Here is a 17195-nt window from a genome sequence, read left to right on the forward strand (position 1 = left end):
AAAAAAGCTAAGCTTTCGCTTAGCTTTATCTATTATTTATCATTAACAAGAATGGCATCTTCTTTAATATCATCGCCATAAATAGGCAATAGCGTTTTTTGATAGGCTTGGTGTAAGCGCCCGTCGTTGGCTAATTGGCGGATTTCATCATTGAGCCATGTAAGCAGTTTATCGTTGCCTTTTTTCACCGCTGGCGCGATGTATTCTACCTCGCCCAAGCGTGGCACGCCGACTGTGAAGGTCGGATTTTCTTTGCTCCAAGCCAGCAGTAAAGTGTTGTCATGCGCTACAGCCGCACCGCGTTTATCTCGCAGGGCTTCAAAGGTTTCTGTATTTTGTTCAAATTTCAGCAGCTTAATTTCAGGGTAGTGCTTAGTGAAATAGGTATCCGCCGTGGTGCCTTTATTGACAATCAAGGTTTTATCTTTGAGCGCCTCAATACTGTCAATCGGGGCATCTTTTGGCGAAGCAATGCCGAGCGCCACTTGCATATACGGTTTGGCAAAATCCACAACCTCGGCGCGTGCTGGCGTGTGAGTGAAATTAGCCAAGATAATATCCACTTTATCAGATTGTAGATATTCCACGCGGTTAGCTGCTTCCACCACCACGAACTGCACTTTGTTGGCATCCCCTAATAAATCAGCTGTAATGGCTTTGCCAATTTCTACATCAAAGCCTTGATTTTGCCCCTGTTTATCCACATAGCCAAACGGTGGCTTGTCACCGAATACGCCAATGCGGACCACGTCATTTTGTTTGATTTGCGCAAGTGCATCTGTTGCTTTGTTGCTGTCGTCACAGCCACTTAATAGGCTGGTGAGGGTGGCCAATCCAATAAAAAGTGCGGTCAGTTTTTTGTAGTGTTTCATCTTAGCTCCTTAGTAGTTGAGAATATTTAAAAAGTGCTGAGCACGTTGAGTTTGAGGGTGATTAAAAAACTGGTGTGGAGACGACATTTCCAAAATGTTGCCGTGATCCATAAAGACAATGCGATCAGCCACTTTTTCAGCAAAAGCCATTTCATGGGTGACAATCAACATGGTCATGCCTTTTTGTGCAAGCGTTAAAATCACGTCGAGCACTTCGCGCACCATTTCAGGATCCAGTGCAGCGGTCACTTCATCAAACAGCATAATTTCAGGGTTCATGCACAGTGCGCGCACAATGGCAATGCGTTGTTTTTGCCCACCTGAAAGCTCGCGTGGAAATGCCAGTTTGCGATCACGCAGCCCAACAATCGTCAGCAGTTCGTCAGCTTGCGCTTCAACCTCTGCGCGTGCGCGTTTTTGCACTTTGGTCGGGCCGAGTAAAATGTTGTCGATCACATTCATATGGGCGAATAATTCATAACTTTGAAACACCATGCCGATGTGTTCTCGGGCTTGCTCCCAGCGAATATCTTGCCCCAGCCGACCAAATGGAGAGAGCGTGATTTCACCTTGATTGGGTGTTTCTAACCCATTAATGCAGCGCAGCAGGGTACTTTTGCCGCAGCCTGAGGGGCCGAGGATCACCACCACTTCGCCAGCGGCTACACTTAAGTTAATGCCGTTTAAAATCGGCTTATCGGCAAAGGATTTATGGATGTTATGTAAATGCAATTTGCTCATAGTCCGTCCTCGTGCGCAAAGCGCTTTTCAAGAAAATACGACAGCTGGGTCAGTGGATAACAGATAATAAAATAGAGCACCATAATCACACCGTAGATCCAAAGTGCGGTATTGTGTGAGCTTAGTAGTGCGGTTTCGATGACTTGTTGCCCCACTTTGATCACCTCCAATACGCCAATCAGCATCGCCAGTGAACTGGTTTTGATCATGCGGGTGAATAAGTTGATCGCCCCTGGTGTAATGCGGCGGATGCTTTGTGGCAGCGCGATGTAGCGGATAACTTGGGCGCGACGTAACCCTAAAGCATAGGCCGATTCAATTTGGTGCTTTTCAATCGAGGAAAACGCCCCACGCACCAAATCGCCCATTTCCGCAGCACCCCAAAAAACAAAGACCATAATGCACACTTGTACATTGTTCCACTGCACATGAAACCATTTGGCAAGGCCGAAATAGCCGATAAACAATAACACCAGCAGCGGCATGGTGCGCACCAACTCAAGATAAAAACGACATATCCAGCGCAGCGTGCGTTTGCGACTTAGCATAGCAATGCCGACAATCACGCCGAAAATAAGCGAGAAGAACGCGGAAATAAATGAAATCTTAGCCGTTAACCATAGCCCTTCCAACAAGCGGCTGAAATTTTGCCCTTCAAATAAAACATCAATGCCCATACGCCGCTCTCCGCTGTTTGCGTTCCAACCAGCCAATGCTCCACGACAGGGGCAAGAGAATCACGAGATAAAACACCACCAGCAAAAATAGCGCTTCGTTGGTTTTGTAATCCATGCCGATGACATCTTTGGTGACAAACATCAGTTCACCCACCGCAATGGCGCTGACAACAGAGGTTTCTTTGACTAAAAATAGGCCGTTGGCCCCCAAACTTGGCAACGCAATTGCACAGGCTTGTGGGAGGACGATATGGTAGAACACCTGACACGGGCGCAATCCAAGGCTTTTGCCAGCTTCAATTTGTTTGATAGACACCGCCTCGATACCCGCGCGGAAAGACTCCGCCATGTAGGCACCGCCTAAAAAGGTTAGCCCAATCACAGCGCAGACAAAGCCGCTTAGGCTAATGCCGAGCTTAGTTAACCCGAAATAGAGAAAAAATAACTGGATTAACAAAGGCGTATTGCGTGAGAGTTCAACATAGCCTTTGCACAGTGGCGAGAGCACACGGTAACGATAGCTAAGGCATAAGGCGCAAAAAAGCCCAAGGATAAGCGACAATATGATCGCCAACAGGGATAGCACTAAGGTGATCAACGCAGCATGTGCAAACTGTGGCATGGCGGTGGCAATGTAATCCCAACTCATAAAAAACCTCATTCAATATTGAGTGAGATTATCCTAGCGCAAAAGCGTGTATTTGATTAATAGGGTTTTACGATGATATATAACAAAAAGTTATAACGTTAAAGTGCGGTCAGCAGTTGATCAAGGTAGCGGCACAGTAAAGTGCGGTCGTGGCGGTAGTGCACTTCATTATCATTGAGTGCTTTGGCGATGATCGTTTTATCGTCCAGCCCTTGGGTACAAGCCTCAGGGTGGGTGATGATGCCTTGAATCGGGCGTTTGATCAGGTTTTCAATCCAGCGGATACGATCGTGCAAGTGCAAGTTTGCCGCTGGGCTGTGTTCCGTACCGAGATTGTCGATAAACACAATGTGTGCCGCACGTTGTGCAATAGCCTGCGCCAGCTCATGGGTGAGCAAAGGAGGCAAAATGCTGGTAAAAAAGCTCCCAGGCCCGAGCAAAATGAGCGACGCATTTTCAACCGCGTTGATGGCCTCTTGCGTGGCGGGAACATTGGGCAGTAAAAATAATTCACTGGGTGTGGCGGTGAGCTGATCGATATTGACTTCACCCACCACTGTTTCACCCGTGGGCATACGTGCGGCAATGTGCACGGGCAGTTCGGACATTGGGATCAAATTGGCTTTAACGCGCAAGAAGTTACGCACCAGCTTGATACTTTCAAACGGGCGGATGCGCAAGTCTTCCAACGCGCGAAAAATCAAGTTGCCGAGATTATGCCCCGAAAGCTCACCTTGCCCTTGAAAGCGGTATTCAAAAATCGCTGCGGCAGTGGATGGCGTGTCGTTGAGTTGCATTAAGCAATTGCGAATATCACCCCACGCGATGCCGCCTTGTTGTGCGCGAATGCGCCCTGTTGAGCTGCCGTTATCTGTGGTGGTTACAATGCCAGTTAGGCGATGTTCTAAAAAACTCAAGCTGGCCATCACGCGCCCAAGACCATGGCCGCCACCAATGGCAACCACTGAGGAAAGCGCGTTGAGATGAGGATAGTGCATATTGACCCATGTAAGTGATGTTTTAATGCCATTCTAATCAAATTACACGTTGTTGTCAGCCGCGGTGTTGAAATCTGTGTGTTCACTCACACTTTGCTGGTCATAAGTGAGGCGATACGTCTAATTAGGGATTGCTATCGCGCATACAACACTTTAGAATAACTTTATATCGCATTCTCCGAGCTGAACGACCTACGTTGCAAAATACGGTTGTCAGCCTGTTAGCAATTTTGCTACGCCGGATACGCTGGAAACGGCTTGTCCGCTCGTGTTTAGAAAGGTGTTTAATGCAGGAAATCCCAATTCGTGACGTCGGTGCGGCAGAATTAGTCGACCGATTTGCACGCCAATACCACTATCTGCGGCTTTCAATTACCGATGTGTGTAATTTTAAGTGCAATTATTGCTTGCCTGACGGTTACAAGCCCAATGGCGTGCGCCATCAGTTTCTCAGTTTAGATGAAATTCGTCGTGTGGTGAACGCCTTTGCAAGCCTTGGCACACGTAAAGTGCGGATCACCGGTGGCGAGCCAACTTTGCGTAAAGATTTCATCGCTGTGCTAGAAACGGTGCGCCAAAATCCGCTGATTGAAACCATCGCCTTGACTACTAACGGTTACCGCATGGCAAAATCTGTGCATGAATGGCGCGCAGCAGGGCTGGATGCCATTAATGTGAGCGTTGATAGCCTCAATCCTAATATGTTTGCGCAAATTACAGGGGAAAATTTATTTCACCAAGTGATGGCGGGCATTGAGCGTGCGCTGGAGATTGGCTATAAGCAAATCAAAGTCAATTCCGTGTTGATGAAAGGGCTAAACGATCATGACTTTAATGCGTTTTTAAATTGGATCAAAGACAAACCGATTCAAATGCGCTTTATTGAGTTGATGCAAACAGGCGAGATGGATCACTTTTTTAGCCAATATCACCTCAGTGGGGCGGTCTTGATGCAAAAATTGTTAAAGTGCGGTTGGCAGCAGCAACAACGTGCGCTAACCGACGGCCCAGCCAAAGTCTTTACCCACCCTGATTATGTGGGCAGTATTGGTTTAATTATGCCTTACGCCAAAAATTTCTGTGTGGATTGCAATCGCTTGCGTGTATCGGCGAATGGACAGCTGCATTTGTGTTTATTTGGGGAAGACGGTATCAATTTGCGTGATTTGTTGCAATCGGACAGCCAACAAGGGCAACTACAACTGCGCTTGCAGCAGGCATTAACATTCAAACGCGAACATCACTATTTACACCAAGGCGACAGCGGCGTGAGAGCGCACTTAGCCTCTATTGGTGGTTAGCTTAAGGTTTTTATGACACATTTTACCCACATTAATGCCAACGGTGAGGCCAATATGGTCGATGTTGGTAATAAGCTCGAAACTGCCCGCGAGGCAAGGGCTGAAGCATTCGTGACAATGTCACAAAAGACCCTTTCTATGATTGTGAACGGCGAACATCATAAAGGGGATGTGTTCGCCACTGCGCGCATTGCAGGCATTCAGGCAGCAAAACGCACATGGGAGTTGATTCCTCTGTGTCACCCATTGCTGCTGAGCAAAGTCGAAGTGCGCCTTGAGCCACTGCTTGAACATAACCAAGTGCGGATTGAAAGCCTGTGCCGCTTGCGAGGCAAAACAGGTGTAGAAATGGAAGCTTTGACCGCAGCCAGCGTCGCCGCATTAACTATTTATGACATGTGCAAAGCGGTGCAAAAAGATATGGTGATAGGGCCAGTGCGTTTGTTGAGTAAATCGGGTGGCAAATCAGGTGATTTCAAGGTGGAGCCATGATTATAGTACGTTTTTTTGCGCAAGTGCGCGAATTGGTTGGTTGCGATTCAATTACGCTCGACCGCACTTTTGACAGTGCGGAACAGCTGCGCCAACTGTTAAGTGAAAGGGGTGAAAAATGGGCCTTGGCATTGGAAAAAGGTAAGCTATTGGTGGCGATTAATCAAGAATTAAGTAGCCTTGATCACAACATTCGCGACGGTGACGAAGTGGCCTTTTTTCCGCCAGTGACGGGAGGCTAGATGACCGATATTCATATTGCGGTGCAGCACGAGCCCTTCGATCAAAGTGCGGTTTACCACTATTTGGCGCAAACGCCTCAAAGTGGTGCGGTGGTAATTTTTGTTGGCAAAGTGCGCGAGATGAATCTTGGAGATAACGTGCAAACGCTTACCCTTGAACATTATCCAGGCATGACCGAAAAAGCACTGCATGGGATTGTTGAAGAGGCATGCTCGCGCTGGGAACTGGATCGCGTGAGCGTGATCCATCGTGTGGGCAGATTAGCCACAGGTGATGAAATTGTTCTTGTGGGCGTTAGCAGCGCCCATCGTGGCAGCGCTTATCAAGCCAATGAATTTATTATGGACTACCTCAAAACCCACGCGCCGTTTTGGAAAAAAGAGCAAACCATGCAGGGCGAACGCTGGATTGAAGCGCGCGATTGCGATAAGTATAGCGCTGCACGCTGGCAAAAGTAAAAGTGCGGTCACAGCACAGGGCTGACGGTGGCGATCACATTTTGCCAAATGCGGCGATAAAAACGCCATTGCTTAACATCATCTAGGGTGACTTGCACCGCACTTTGAATGTAAGATTGCTGGCGTTCAAAAATGGCATTGGTCGTTGCTGCGTCTTGCAATAAGATATTGTTTTCATAATTCAGATTAAAACTGCGCATATCTAAATTGGTTGAACCAATCAGGCTGACTTTGTTGTCAATGGTTAACGTTTTGGCATGCAGCAGCCCACCTTGAAATTCAAAAATGTTTACGCCAGCGTGCAATAAGCGTTTGTAATGGCTACGACTGGCGGCAGACACCACCCAAGAGTCATTTCGTTGCGGAAAAATAAGCGTGACTTCCACACCACGCAACGCAGCCGCACAAATGCTTTCAATCGTCATCGTATCGGGTACAAAATAGGGCGTTGAAAGCACAATGGTTTGCCGCGCGCAGTTAAATAGTGCAGAAAAAAGCTGTGGGCTTGAGTTGTGGCGCTCAGTTGGGCCATCGCCAATGACTTGGGCTGGGAAGCCCGTTGTATACTCGCTGGTTGTGCTTATTTTTTTCACAGTGTGTGCGGTGTGGGGGAGTGGTTGCCGATTAGCGGTCAGCCAGTCACTTTCAAACAACAGTTGCATTTGCTCAACCACAGCACCTTCAAAACGCAGCAAAATATCCACCCACGGCGCATATTTAGCTTTAATGCGAAATTCAGGATCAGCGCAATTTTGGCTGCCACAATAGAGAATTTTACCGTCAACCAGTGTGATTTTACGGTGATTTCGTAAATCAAGGCGGCTAGTTATGATTGTTTTTAGCGGATGATTAATTGGAAACGCAACCGCCAATTGTACACCCGCGTGTTTCATCTCTTGCCAATAAGACGCACGGATAAACTGGCGCGAACCTAATCCATCAACCATAACACGGCATTTTACACCGCGCTTAGCCGCCGAGATGACCGCATTGGCCACGCGTTTTCCAGTGCCATCATCAAGCCAAATATAATAGAGAATATCTACGCTGTGTTTTGCATTTAAAATGTCATTTTCAAGGCAAGTGCGTGCGGTTTGGGCATCAGGCATCAACTCTGCGCGATTGCCATCTAAGGTGTAAAAGCCGTTGATTGAGGTGGCATAAGCAAAAGCAGGGCGGTAGGGAATAGCAATTTTGCTATCATCGTGTTGTTCGTCGCCGATGATATGGGAATAGTGTTGGCGCATTTGTGTGAAAATGACGTGATATTCCTCACTCACTTTGCGCCCAATGTTATTTTCACCGAATAAAATATAAAGTGCGGTACCGAAATAGGGTAAAACCATCAACACTACAAACCACGCAAGGCGTGCGCTTGGTTCAAGGTCATCACGCAGTAGTATCCGAAAGGTGAAGATAACCACAAGGCTTAAATGAAAAAGGGTGAGAAATAGCATAGCGATTCCCTTTAAATAAAAAAGAGCGCGAGGGGCGCTCTTATTGGAAGATTACAGTACGCTAACGATGGCTTTGCACAGGTAGTCAATATTATCAGTGGTGACGCCTGCCACGTTAATTCGCCCTGAGCGCACGATGTAAATGGCAAATTCCTCTTTTAAGCGGTCAACTTGTTCTGGCGTTAAGCCGCTAAATGAGAACATGCCATTTTGTTCGTTGATAAAGTCGAAGTTTTGTTGCGCGCCATATTCTTTCAGTAATTCAACCAATTTGCCGCGCATTTGCTTGATGCGGTTGCGCATTTGGCTGAGTTCATCAAGCCATTGGGCTTTTAATTGTGCATCGCCAAGTACAATAGCCACGGCATTAGCGCCGTGTGATGATGGGTTAGAATACAATGTACGGATAATGGTTTTCACTTGGCTAAAGGCGGTTTCTGCTGTTTTTTGATCAGCTGCGACCAGCGTAAAGGCGCCGACCCGTTCATTGTATAAACCAAAGTTTTTAGAATAAGAGCTAGCGATTAGCAGTTCTTTGTGATTTTTGGCAAATTCACGCAAACCAAAAGCATCTTCTTCAATGCCATTCGCCAAGCCTTGATAGGCAAAGTCAAACAGTGGCAGCCAGCCGTTTTTCGCAGAAAGTGCGGCGAGCTGTTGCCATTGCGCAGGAGTTGGGTCAATCCCTGTTGGGTTATGACAGCAACCGTGCAACAACACCACGTCCCCTTCGCCAGCGTTGCTTAAATCGGCTAACATATTGTCCCAATCCAAGCTGTGATTTTTTTCATCGTAGTAACGATATTGGCGAATGGTCATGCCAACGGCGTTAAAAATGGCGTTGTGGTTTGGCCAAGTTGGTGAACTGATCCACACATTTTGCGCGCTGGTTTGACGTTTGATAAACTCTGCTGCCACGCGTAATGCCCCTGTGCCACCTAGGCTTTGCGCTGTTTTTGCGCGTTTTTGTGTCACAATGTCTGCGTTTTCGCCAAAGAGTAAAACTTGTGTGAGCTGGTTGTAGGCTGGAATGCCATCAATGGTGAGATAATTTTTGGTCTCTTCACTTTCTAGCAGGCGACGCTCAGCCTCTTTCACGGCTTTGACGATCGGCGTTTGCCCGTGGGCGTCTTTATACACGCCAATGCCAAGATTGACTTTGGGGCTGCGTGTTTCGGCTTTAAACGCCTCGCCTAAACCTAAAATCGGATCCGCGGGTGCGGCTTCAATTTTTTCAAACATAAGATTTCCTTTTATTGTGTTGTATGATGTTGTAATTTTCTTTTATACGCATTTTACGCTGAAATGACAAGCATCTAGCGCAATTTTAACGTAATTTTTCCATCGCCCAAATGAGGCCTGATTGATAATTTTCTTCCAGCAATGGCGAAAGTGTGTTCAACGCTTTGATAACCGCACTTTGATCAGGGTGGGCAATATTAATATGTCCGAGTTTACGCCCAGGCCGTACCGCTTTGCCATACCAATGCAGTTGACTGTGCGGAACACGCAGCCATTGTGGGTTATGTGGGCTGCCGATCAAATTGACCATTACACTTGGCATAATGCGTTCCAAAGGTGGCGTTGGCAGGTTAAGCAAAGCACGCAAATGTAGCTCGAACTGACTGATATTCGCGCCAAGCTGTGTCCAGTGCCCACTGTTGTGCACACGCGGTGCTAGCTCATTAATGATGAGTTTATCGCCTAGTACAAAGCATTCCATCGCCATCACGCCGACATAATCTAGCGCATTTAAAATCGGCGTAAGCATTTGCTCTGCTTGCGTTTGAAGCGCACTTAAGTGCGGTAACTTAGCATGCGTGACGCTGTAGCGTAAAATGCCTTCTTGCTGAAGATTGTGGGTGATGGGATAAAAGCGTGTTGAGCCGTCGCGAAAACGCGCGCCAACCAGTGAGATCTCATAATCAAACGGGATAAATTGTTCAGCGATCACTTCACCGAATAAATCATCTGTGATTTCGTCCGTATTTTCAGCATTGATAATCCATTGCCCGCGCCCGTCGTAGCCCCCTGTGCGGCGTTTTACCACCAGCTTTTCACCAATGGTAGTGAAAGTGCGGTCGAGATCCTCAGGAGAGGTTAATAACGCCCAAGGCGATGTCGCAAGATGCAGCTCATCGAGCAATTGTTTTTGGGTTAAGCGGTCAGCGAGGCGGGCAAACACGGGTTTATTGACAAAGTTAGGATGTGTGCTCAATGCGTCGGTCAGTTGGGTGTGTGGCCAGCGCTCAATTTCGGCGGTGATGACCGCACTTTCAGGCAATGCAAAGTGCGGTTCGTCAAAGCCAAGCGGGCGCACGTCAATATCAAGCGGGCAGCCAGCATAACGCAACATTCGCCCCAGCTGCCCATTGCCTAGCACAAAAATAGGTGGATACAGCGCACTTTGCATTATGCCTCCTCCCGTGGATCTGGGTGATTTAAGACGCTTTGCGTTTGTGCTTGCCTAAAGTCTTGCAGTCTTTGGGCAAGCGCTTCATCATAATTGGCAAGCATTTGTGCGGCGAATAAGCCCGCATTAGCCGCCCCCGCGCCGCCGATGGCGAATGTACCAACGGGAATGCCACGGGGCATTTGTACGATAGAATAAAGGCTATCGACTCCGCTTAACGCTGCGCTTTTCACAGGCACACCAAGCACCGGTACAAGGGTTTTCGCTGCCAACATACCTGGCAAATGTGCTGCTCCACCTGCACCAGCAATAATGACGTGGTAGCCATTTTGTTTGGCTTGTTCAGCGAAGGTAAACAGTTTATCAGGTGTGCGATGGGCGGAGACAATTTCAACATGGTAGGTGACCTTTAACAGGTCAAGCACTTGTGCGGCTTCGCTCATTGTTGACCAGTCGCTTTTTGACCCCATAACGATGGCAACAGGGCAGTTGGGCATAGCAAACTCCTTGCAAAAAGATGACGCGGAAAGAGTGCTTAGAATAGCACGAAATGCGCAAAATTTAACCCTAAGCGTGGAAAATTTTTTGTAATGATAGGTTAATATGATTGCAACTTGGTGTGTAAAATTCTATGCTTACGCCCCAATAGTTATTGATTCATTTGGAGCACCCATGCAGCCTAAAGCAAAATACCGCAAAGATTATAAACCTGTCGATTTTACCATCACTGATATTGATCTGGATTTTCAACTTGATCCGCAACACACCACCGTTGTGAGTAAAAGTGCGATCAAGCGCATGAACCCACAGGCGAACACTATGCGCCTAGATGGGCACAGCTTCCAATTTGCCGATATTAAGATCAATGGCAAGCCTTTTGCTGCGTACACCCAAGATAGCCAATCACTTACGTTGGATTTAAGTGAGATTGACGCCAGCGCATTTGAGCTGGAGATTACTACGATTTTGCAACCCGCAAACAATACCTCACTACAGGGGCTTTATCAGTCTGGGCAGGCATTTTGCACGCAATGTGAAGCGGAAGGTTTTCGACAAATCACCTATATGCTCGACCGCCCCGACGTGCTCGCGCGCTACACCACGAAAATCACCGCCAACAAAGCGCAATACCCATTTCTGCTGTCTAACGGCAACCGTATTGCCAGCGGTGAAGAAGGTGATAAACACTGGGTGCAATGGCAAGATCCGTTTCCAAAACCATGTTATCTGTTTGCATTAGTGGCAGGGGATTTTGATCTGCTATCTGACCGCTTTACGACCAAAAGCGGGCGAGAGGTGGCGCTGGAAATTTATGTCGACAAAGGCAATCTTGAACGCGCGCATTGGGCGATGCAAAGCCTGAAAAAATCTATGCGTTGGGATGAAGAGCGCTTTGGGCTGGAGTATGACCTCGACATCTATATGATCGTGGCGGTGGATTTCTTCAACATGGGCGCAATGGAAAACAAAGGCTTGAATATTTTTAACTCTAAATTTGTGCTCGCCAACCCAGCTACTGCGACAGACAACGACTATTTAGACGTTGAGCGTGTGATTGCGCACGAATATTTCCACAACTGGACAGGCAACCGCGTGACATGTCGCGACTGGTTCCAATTAAGCCTTAAAGAGGGCTTAACGGTATTTCGCGATCAAGAATTTTCATCAGATACTGGCTCGCGTTCGGTCAATCGCATCAATAACGTACGCTTTTTGCGTAGCGTGCAGTTTGCCGAAGACGCCGGCCCCATGGCGCACCCAATTCGCCCTGAAAAAGTGATTGAGATGAATAATTTCTACACTGTCACTGTGTATGAAAAAGGCGCAGAAGTTATCCGCATGCTGCACACCTTGCTCGGTGAAGAGCGCTTCCAACAAGGCATGCAGCGCTACATTGCCACCAACGACGGCAAAGCCGCCACCTGTGATGATTTTGTGCAGGCGATGGAAGAGACCAGCGGCATGGATTTGGCTATTTTCCGCCGTTGGTACAGCCAATCAGGCACGCCTGAGTTGACCGTGCGCGATGAATTTGACGCACGTGATGGCATTTACCGCTTGCACGTCAGCCAAATGACACCTGCGACCCACGATCAGCTTGATAAAATCAATTTGCATATCCCGCTCAAAGTCGCGCTCTATGACAAGCAAGGCAAAGCTCTACGGCTACAAAATGCCCAAGGCGCGCAGCACAATGTGTTAGATGTGACCCAATATGAACAAACCTTCGAATTTCATGGCTTGCTTGAAAAACCCGTGCCTGCGTTGTTGTGCGAATTTTCAGCGCCTGTGAAGTTGGATTATCCTTACACCATCGAGCAATTGCTCACGTTATTATCCCATGCAGAAGATGACTTCGTGCGTTGGGACGCGGCGCAAACCTTGCTCAACCGTGAATTGCAAGCCAACCTTGAGCGCTTGCGTGAAGGGCAAGAATTGAGCTTATCACCTGAGTTACTTAACGCATTCCAGCAACTGTTAGAACACTATGAAGATGATATTGAGCTGACCGCACTTATCTTGAGCATTCCAAAAGAAACAGAGTTTGCAGAGCAGTTTAAAGTGATCGACCCGCAAGGCATTCACCAAGTGCGTGGCTTTATGTTTAAAGCTATTGCCGAACGCCTGAAAGCGACCGCACTTCGTATTTATCATCAAATTGATTTGCCAAGCTACCGTGTTGAACAGCAAGACATCGCCCTGCGCAGTTTACGAAATTGCTGCTTGAGTTTCCTTGCGGCGACCGATTTTGGCAATGCTTTGGTGCACACCCATTACACCCAAGCGGACAACATGACCGACACCTTGGCGGCGTTGAGTTGCGCTTGTGCCAATCAGTTGGCCTGCCGCGACAAGTTGCTGGCAGACTTTGAGCAAAAATGGGCGCATGACGGTTTGGTGATGGATAAATGGTTCACCCTGCAAGCCACCCGCCCAGATGCCGATGTGTTGCAATTGGTAACAAAATTAATGGATCATCCAAGTTTTGAGTTTAACAACCCAAATCGCTTGCGCAGCCTTGTGGGCAGCTTCTGTGGGCAAAATCCTAACGCCTTCCACGCCGTGGACGGTTCGGGCTACCGCTTCTTGGTGGATGTGTTAATTCGCCTTAACCAAAGCAATCCGCAAGTGGCATCACGCCTGATTGAACCATTAATTCGCCTGCGTCGTTACGACAATCAGCGTCAAACGCTAATGCGTCGTGGCTTAGAGCGATTGGAGAAGATCGACAACCTCTCCAACGATTTATTTGAAAAAATCGAAAAAGCCTTGAATTAAGGAGGAGATGTGAACCAACTGTATTCTCTGATTCGCAAAGGCTTATTTGCACTCGATGCCGAGCGTGCCCATGAGCTGACGATCAAAACCCTAAGTGCGGTCGGCAAAACGCCGGCTCGCCATTTGTTTTCCCTCGGGCAGTGCCGTGTGCAAGGTCAACGTGTTGAGTGTATGGGGTTGCAATTTCCGAACCCGATTGGGTTGGCAGCAGGGGCGGACAAAAATGGTGAAGCGATTGATGGCTTTGGAGCGTTAGGCTTTGGCTTTGTGGAAGTTGGCACCGTCACGCCATTGGCGCAAGACGGCAACCCAAAGCCGCGGCAATTCCGCCTGCCTGAGGTGCAAGGCATTATCAACCGCAATGGCTTTAATAATCTCGGTGTGGACAATTTGGTCGAGAATGTCAAAAAATCTCACTACGATGGCATCTTGGGCATCAATATCGGCAAAAACACCGCCACCAGCGTGGAAAACGGCAAAGGCGACTATATTTACTGCTTGAATAAAGTCTATCCACACGCCGATTACATTGCGATCAACATCTCTTCACCAAATTCACCAGGGCTGCGCAATTTGCAGTATGGCGACGCGCTAGATGACTTACTGCAGGGCCTGAAACAACGCCAAGCAGAACTGGCACGTTATCATAATCACTATGTCCCGATCGCCGTGAAAATTGCCCCTGATTTAAGCGAGGCGGAGTTGGTGCAAATCGCCGACAGTCTCGTGCGTCACCAAATTGACGGCGTAATTGCCACCAACACCACCATTTCACGCGAGATGGTGCAAGGTGTTGCCAACAGCGAACAACAAGGTGGCTTAAGCGGGCAACCGCTGTGTGCATTAAGCACGCAAATCATCGCCCGCTTGCACCAAGAGCTTGGTGGAAAATTGCCAATCATCGGCTGCGGTGGTATCACTAGCCTTGCCACAGGGCAAGAAAAAATTAACGCTGGCGCTAGTCTTTTACAGCTCTACTCTGGCATGATCTACCAAGGCCCAAGCCTTGTGAGGGAATTGGTTGAACATATTGAACTGAAATAAAAAGTGCGGTCTGGTTGACCGCACTTTTTTAGTTATTCTGTATATACTTCATTCTTGCTTTTGACCTAACATACTCTCTAAAAAGGCACATTGCTTTTCTAGTTTTTCGATAATGACATTCTTAGCTGCAATGACATCATCTTTTGAATTGATAATTTGATTGAGATTTTCCACTTGGTTTTGTAACACAATGAGTTTTTCACTGAGATTTTTTTCACCAAACAATAAGTTAAAATTGGAAGAGTTACTGAAATTATCATTAGAGTTATTAAACACAATGCAGGCGTCAGTTTCTGTCGGCACAAGCTGAGTGGGGGAAACTTCTAGCACTTTTGCGATTTGAATCAACCTTTCTTGCCCCACACCACATTCACCACGCTCAATTTTGGCATACCCATTCTCAGACATATGGAGCAACTCGGCCATCTTAGCTTGAGTCAGCTTTTTCTCTAATCTCAATTCTTTGATTTTGGTTCTTGTAAAATCTCTAGCGTTCATAAGCTACCTTATCACGGAGGTCAAACTACCAATATTGGGTGGGTAAACATAACAACTTGTTTGTGGGCAAATTATAGTCATAACAGTATTATTTTTCCAGAATTTTTAACAACCACAATGGAGAAAATACTATGGCATACCGTTATGATGCTGACTTAGAGTTCCTTAAAGACTGTTCTTCCAAAGATCTTGATTTGTTAGTGACATGTTTAACAAAAGATAAAGATGGGGACACTAGATTGACAGAAACACTAACATCGAATGATTTATATAAGCGTTATTACCCAGATCATAATAAATATTGGCAAGTTATCGCCGAAGAAATTCAAACCTTTGGCGGAAATACTTTTGCAAATATCCTCATCCGTCGCGGTAAAGGTGTAGTCTATCGCGAAGTGTTAAAGGATGTTTGTGACAAGTTAAAAGTAAATTATGCTAAAGAAGCATCAACTGCCCGTATTGAAGAAAATCTATTCTCTAAAATTTTGTCAGATGCTATTGAAAAAATGTCACACCAAGAAATTGAAAAATTAGGACATGAATTAGGATTGGAAAATATTTCAACTCTTTCTGGAGAGACCGCTGCATCTGCGTTTATAACATTATTTAGAGCGGGAGGATTCAAATCTTATAAGCTCATGCTAATTATAGTTAACGCCATTTCAAAACTACTTATTGGAAGAGGATTGGCTTTAGCTGCAAATGCAGGGCTTGCAAGAGGTGCAGCTATTTTAACAGGCCCTATTGGTTGGGTTATTACGGGTATCTGGGCAGCACTAGATATTGCAGGGCCTGCCTATCGCGTTACCATCCCTGCTGTTATTCAAGTGGCTTATTTGCGTTTTCTGATGACACATAGTGAATTTGCAGAGCAGTTAGAGCAAAAGGAGTCGGAAGAAAATAAAGAAGAAGCTGAGCAGTAGTATTGATTTATCTACTAGTGTATGTTTTAAAGTGCGGTTTGATCTCACTTTTTAAAATATAGAGCATGAGGTTGGTCTGCTTTATAACATATATTATTTAATGGCTAAACACTGTGCAACAATATTCTCAAGGTAATAAAATGAAATCAAAAAAAGATAAAAAAATTTCAGCTCATGGAGAAAATTATCTGAATTTTGATAATAATTTGTCTACGGATGAAACACAAGAAATTACTGAAGAACAGGATTACGCCACCCACGGCACGCTGATTCACCCACTGCTACAAAGCAGCATGCCAAGCAAAAAAGCTAAGCCAAGCACCGCATTGCCAACATTAGATTTACTTGAGCCAATGAAAGCCCAAAGTTTATCGGTCGATAAAAGCGAAATTCATGCCACCTCCGCGCGCATTGAGCAGCAGCTGGCCAACTTTGGCGTTAAAGCAAAGATCAAAGACGTGCTGGTCGGCCCTGTGGTCACTCGCTATGAAATTGAACTTGAGCCAGGCGTTAAGGCCTCCAAAGTATCAGGGCTGGACAGTGATTTGGCGCGTGCGCTGATGTTTCGCTCCATTCGAATTGCTGAAGTGATTCCAGGCAAGCCGTACATCGGCATTGAAACGCCGAATAAGCACCGTCAAACCGTGGGATTGCGTGAGGTGTTTGACAGCCGTGAGTTTAGAGAGAGCAAAGCGTTGTTGCCGATGGCGCTGGGCAAAGACATCAGTGGCGAGCCTGTGGTGGTGGATTTGGCCAAAATGCCACACTTGCTGGTGGCCGGTGCCACCGGCTCGGGGAAATCCGTGGGCGTGAACAGCATGATTTTGAGCCTGCTGTATAAACGCAAGCCAGAAGACGTGCGCATGATTATGATTGATCCGAAAGTGGTGGAATTGTCAATTTATCAAGACATACCGCACTTGTTAACGCCAGTTGTGACCGACATGAAAAAAGCCGCTAATGCGCTGCGCTGGTGTGTGGACGAAATGGAGCGGCGTTATCTGCTGCTGTCAGCCCTTTATGTGCGCAATATTGAAGGCTTCAATGACAAAATCAAGCAAGCCGAACAGATGCAAATGCCGATTCCAAACCCAATTTGGAAACCGCGCGACAGCATGGACAGCGCACCGCCGCCGCTGGAAAAAATGAG

General features: G+C 46.9%; 17 protein-coding genes, 1 pseudogene and 1 riboswitch. Of the genes and pseudogenes, 8 read left to right on the forward strand and 10 right to left on the reverse strand.

All coding sequences use genetic code 11. The features are described from left to right. Positions 1–32 precede the first annotated feature (32 nt). The 5 genes from HPC38_RS02135 to HPC38_RS02155 form a co-directional block, all read right to left on the reverse strand. A complete protein-coding gene (locus HPC38_RS02135) occupies positions 33–872 on the reverse strand; it encodes a cysteine ABC transporter substrate-binding protein (RefSeq protein WP_208119633.1) in 840 nt (279 codons plus the stop codon). A gap of 9 nt (positions 873–881) precedes the next feature. Continuing rightward, positions 882–1613, reverse strand: coding sequence for an amino acid ABC transporter ATP-binding protein (locus HPC38_RS02140; protein WP_208119634.1), 732 nt, complete (start codon positions 1611–1613; stop codon positions 882–884). Further along, the gene (locus HPC38_RS02145) at positions 1610–2290 is read right to left on the reverse strand and encodes an amino acid ABC transporter permease (protein ID WP_208119635.1); all 681 of its coding nucleotides are present in this window, start codon (positions 2288–2290) and stop codon (positions 1610–1612) included. The genes HPC38_RS02140 and HPC38_RS02145 overlap by 4 nt, the downstream gene beginning before the upstream one ends. Beyond that, positions 2280–2939: an amino acid ABC transporter permease gene (locus HPC38_RS02150; RefSeq protein ID WP_208119636.1), complete on the reverse strand. Its 660-nt coding sequence runs from the start codon at positions 2937–2939 to the stop codon at positions 2280–2282. Before HPC38_RS02150 ends, HPC38_RS02145 begins: the two co-directional genes overlap by 11 nt. Before the next feature lie 98 nt (positions 2940–3037). Beyond that, entirely contained in the window at positions 3038–3937 is a 900-nt protein-coding gene (locus tag HPC38_RS02155) for a gluconeogenesis factor YvcK family protein (RefSeq protein WP_208119637.1), read from the reverse strand. Between the two features lie 164 nt (positions 3938–4101). Then, positions 4102–4236: riboswitch (molybdenum cofactor riboswitch) on the forward strand. Between HPC38_RS02155 and moaA the strand changes: the two genes are divergently transcribed. From moaA to moaE, 4 genes are all read left to right on the forward strand, one after another. Beyond that, on the forward strand, positions 4225–5238 hold the full coding sequence (moaA, locus tag HPC38_RS02160) for a GTP 3',8-cyclase MoaA (protein ID WP_208119638.1): 1014 nt from the start codon (positions 4225–4227) through the stop codon (positions 5236–5238). It overlaps the preceding riboswitch by 12 nt. A 12-nt stretch (positions 5239–5250) precedes the next feature. Further along, positions 5251–5730 (forward strand): cyclic pyranopterin monophosphate synthase MoaC, encoded by a 480-nt coding sequence (gene moaC / locus HPC38_RS02165; RefSeq protein WP_208119639.1) that lies wholly within the window; start codon positions 5251–5253, stop codon positions 5728–5730. Beyond that, positions 5727–5972 carry a molybdopterin synthase sulfur carrier subunit gene (gene moaD, locus HPC38_RS02170; protein ID WP_208119640.1) on the forward strand — a complete coding sequence of 82 codons (246 nt, stop codon included), beginning with the start codon at positions 5727–5729 and terminating at the stop codon, positions 5970–5972. The genes moaC and moaD overlap by 4 nt, the downstream gene beginning before the upstream one ends. Continuing rightward, on the forward strand, positions 5973–6431 hold the full coding sequence (moaE, locus tag HPC38_RS02175; RefSeq protein ID WP_208119641.1) for a molybdopterin synthase catalytic subunit MoaE: 459 nt from the start codon (positions 5973–5975) through the stop codon (positions 6429–6431). A gap of 8 nt (positions 6432–6439) precedes the next feature. Here the strand turns inward: moaE and cls are convergent, their stop codons facing one another. From cls to purE, 4 genes are all read right to left on the reverse strand, one after another. Further along, complete coding sequence (cls, locus tag HPC38_RS02180; RefSeq protein ID WP_208119642.1) at positions 6440–7888, reverse strand: cardiolipin synthase; 1449 nt, start codon at positions 7886–7888, stop codon at positions 6440–6442. Positions 7889–7939: 51 nt separating this feature from the next. Continuing rightward, positions 7940–9130, reverse strand: coding sequence for an amino acid aminotransferase (locus HPC38_RS02185; protein WP_208119643.1), 1191 nt, complete (start codon positions 9128–9130; stop codon positions 7940–7942). Positions 9131–9215: 85 nt separating this feature from the next. Further along, on the reverse strand, positions 9216–10304 hold the full coding sequence (purK, locus tag HPC38_RS02190) for a 5-(carboxyamino)imidazole ribonucleotide synthase (protein WP_208119661.1): 1089 nt from the start codon (positions 10302–10304) through the stop codon (positions 9216–9218). Next, a complete protein-coding gene (gene purE / locus HPC38_RS02195; RefSeq protein WP_208119644.1) occupies positions 10301–10798 on the reverse strand; it encodes a 5-(carboxyamino)imidazole ribonucleotide mutase in 498 nt (165 codons plus the stop codon). The genes purK and purE overlap by 4 nt, the downstream gene beginning before the upstream one ends. A 175-nt stretch (positions 10799–10973) precedes the next feature. Between purE and pepN the strand changes: the two genes are divergently transcribed. Beyond that, the gene (pepN, locus tag HPC38_RS02200) at positions 10974–13580 is read left to right on the forward strand and encodes an aminopeptidase N (protein ID WP_208119645.1); all 2607 of its coding nucleotides are present in this window, start codon (positions 10974–10976) and stop codon (positions 13578–13580) included. Positions 13581–13598: 18 nt separating this feature from the next. Beyond that, positions 13599–14624 carry a quinone-dependent dihydroorotate dehydrogenase gene (gene pyrD / locus HPC38_RS02205; RefSeq protein WP_208119662.1) on the forward strand — a complete coding sequence of 342 codons (1026 nt, stop codon included), beginning with the start codon at positions 13599–13601 and terminating at the stop codon, positions 14622–14624. Positions 14625–14672: 48 nt separating this feature from the next. Here the strand turns inward: pyrD and HPC38_RS02210 are convergent, their stop codons facing one another. Next, positions 14673–15122, reverse strand: a complete 450-nt coding sequence (locus HPC38_RS02210; protein WP_208119646.1) for a helix-turn-helix domain-containing protein — start codon at positions 15120–15122, stop codon at positions 14673–14675. A 131-nt stretch (positions 15123–15253) separates the two neighbouring features. On the opposite strand from HPC38_RS02210, the gene HPC38_RS02215 reads away from it, so the two are divergent. Beyond that, on the forward strand, positions 15254–16045 hold the full coding sequence (locus HPC38_RS02215; RefSeq protein ID WP_208119647.1) for a DUF3944 domain-containing protein: 792 nt from the start codon (positions 15254–15256) through the stop codon (positions 16043–16045). Positions 16046–16305: 260 nt separating this feature from the next. Beyond that, positions 16306–17195: pseudogene (locus HPC38_RS02220) on the forward strand (DNA translocase FtsK); the annotation flags it as partial.

Source organism: Spirabiliibacterium pneumoniae (genome assembly GCF_014884995.1).
Lineage (GTDB): Bacteria > Pseudomonadota > Gammaproteobacteria > Enterobacterales > Pasteurellaceae > Spirabiliibacterium > Spirabiliibacterium pneumoniae.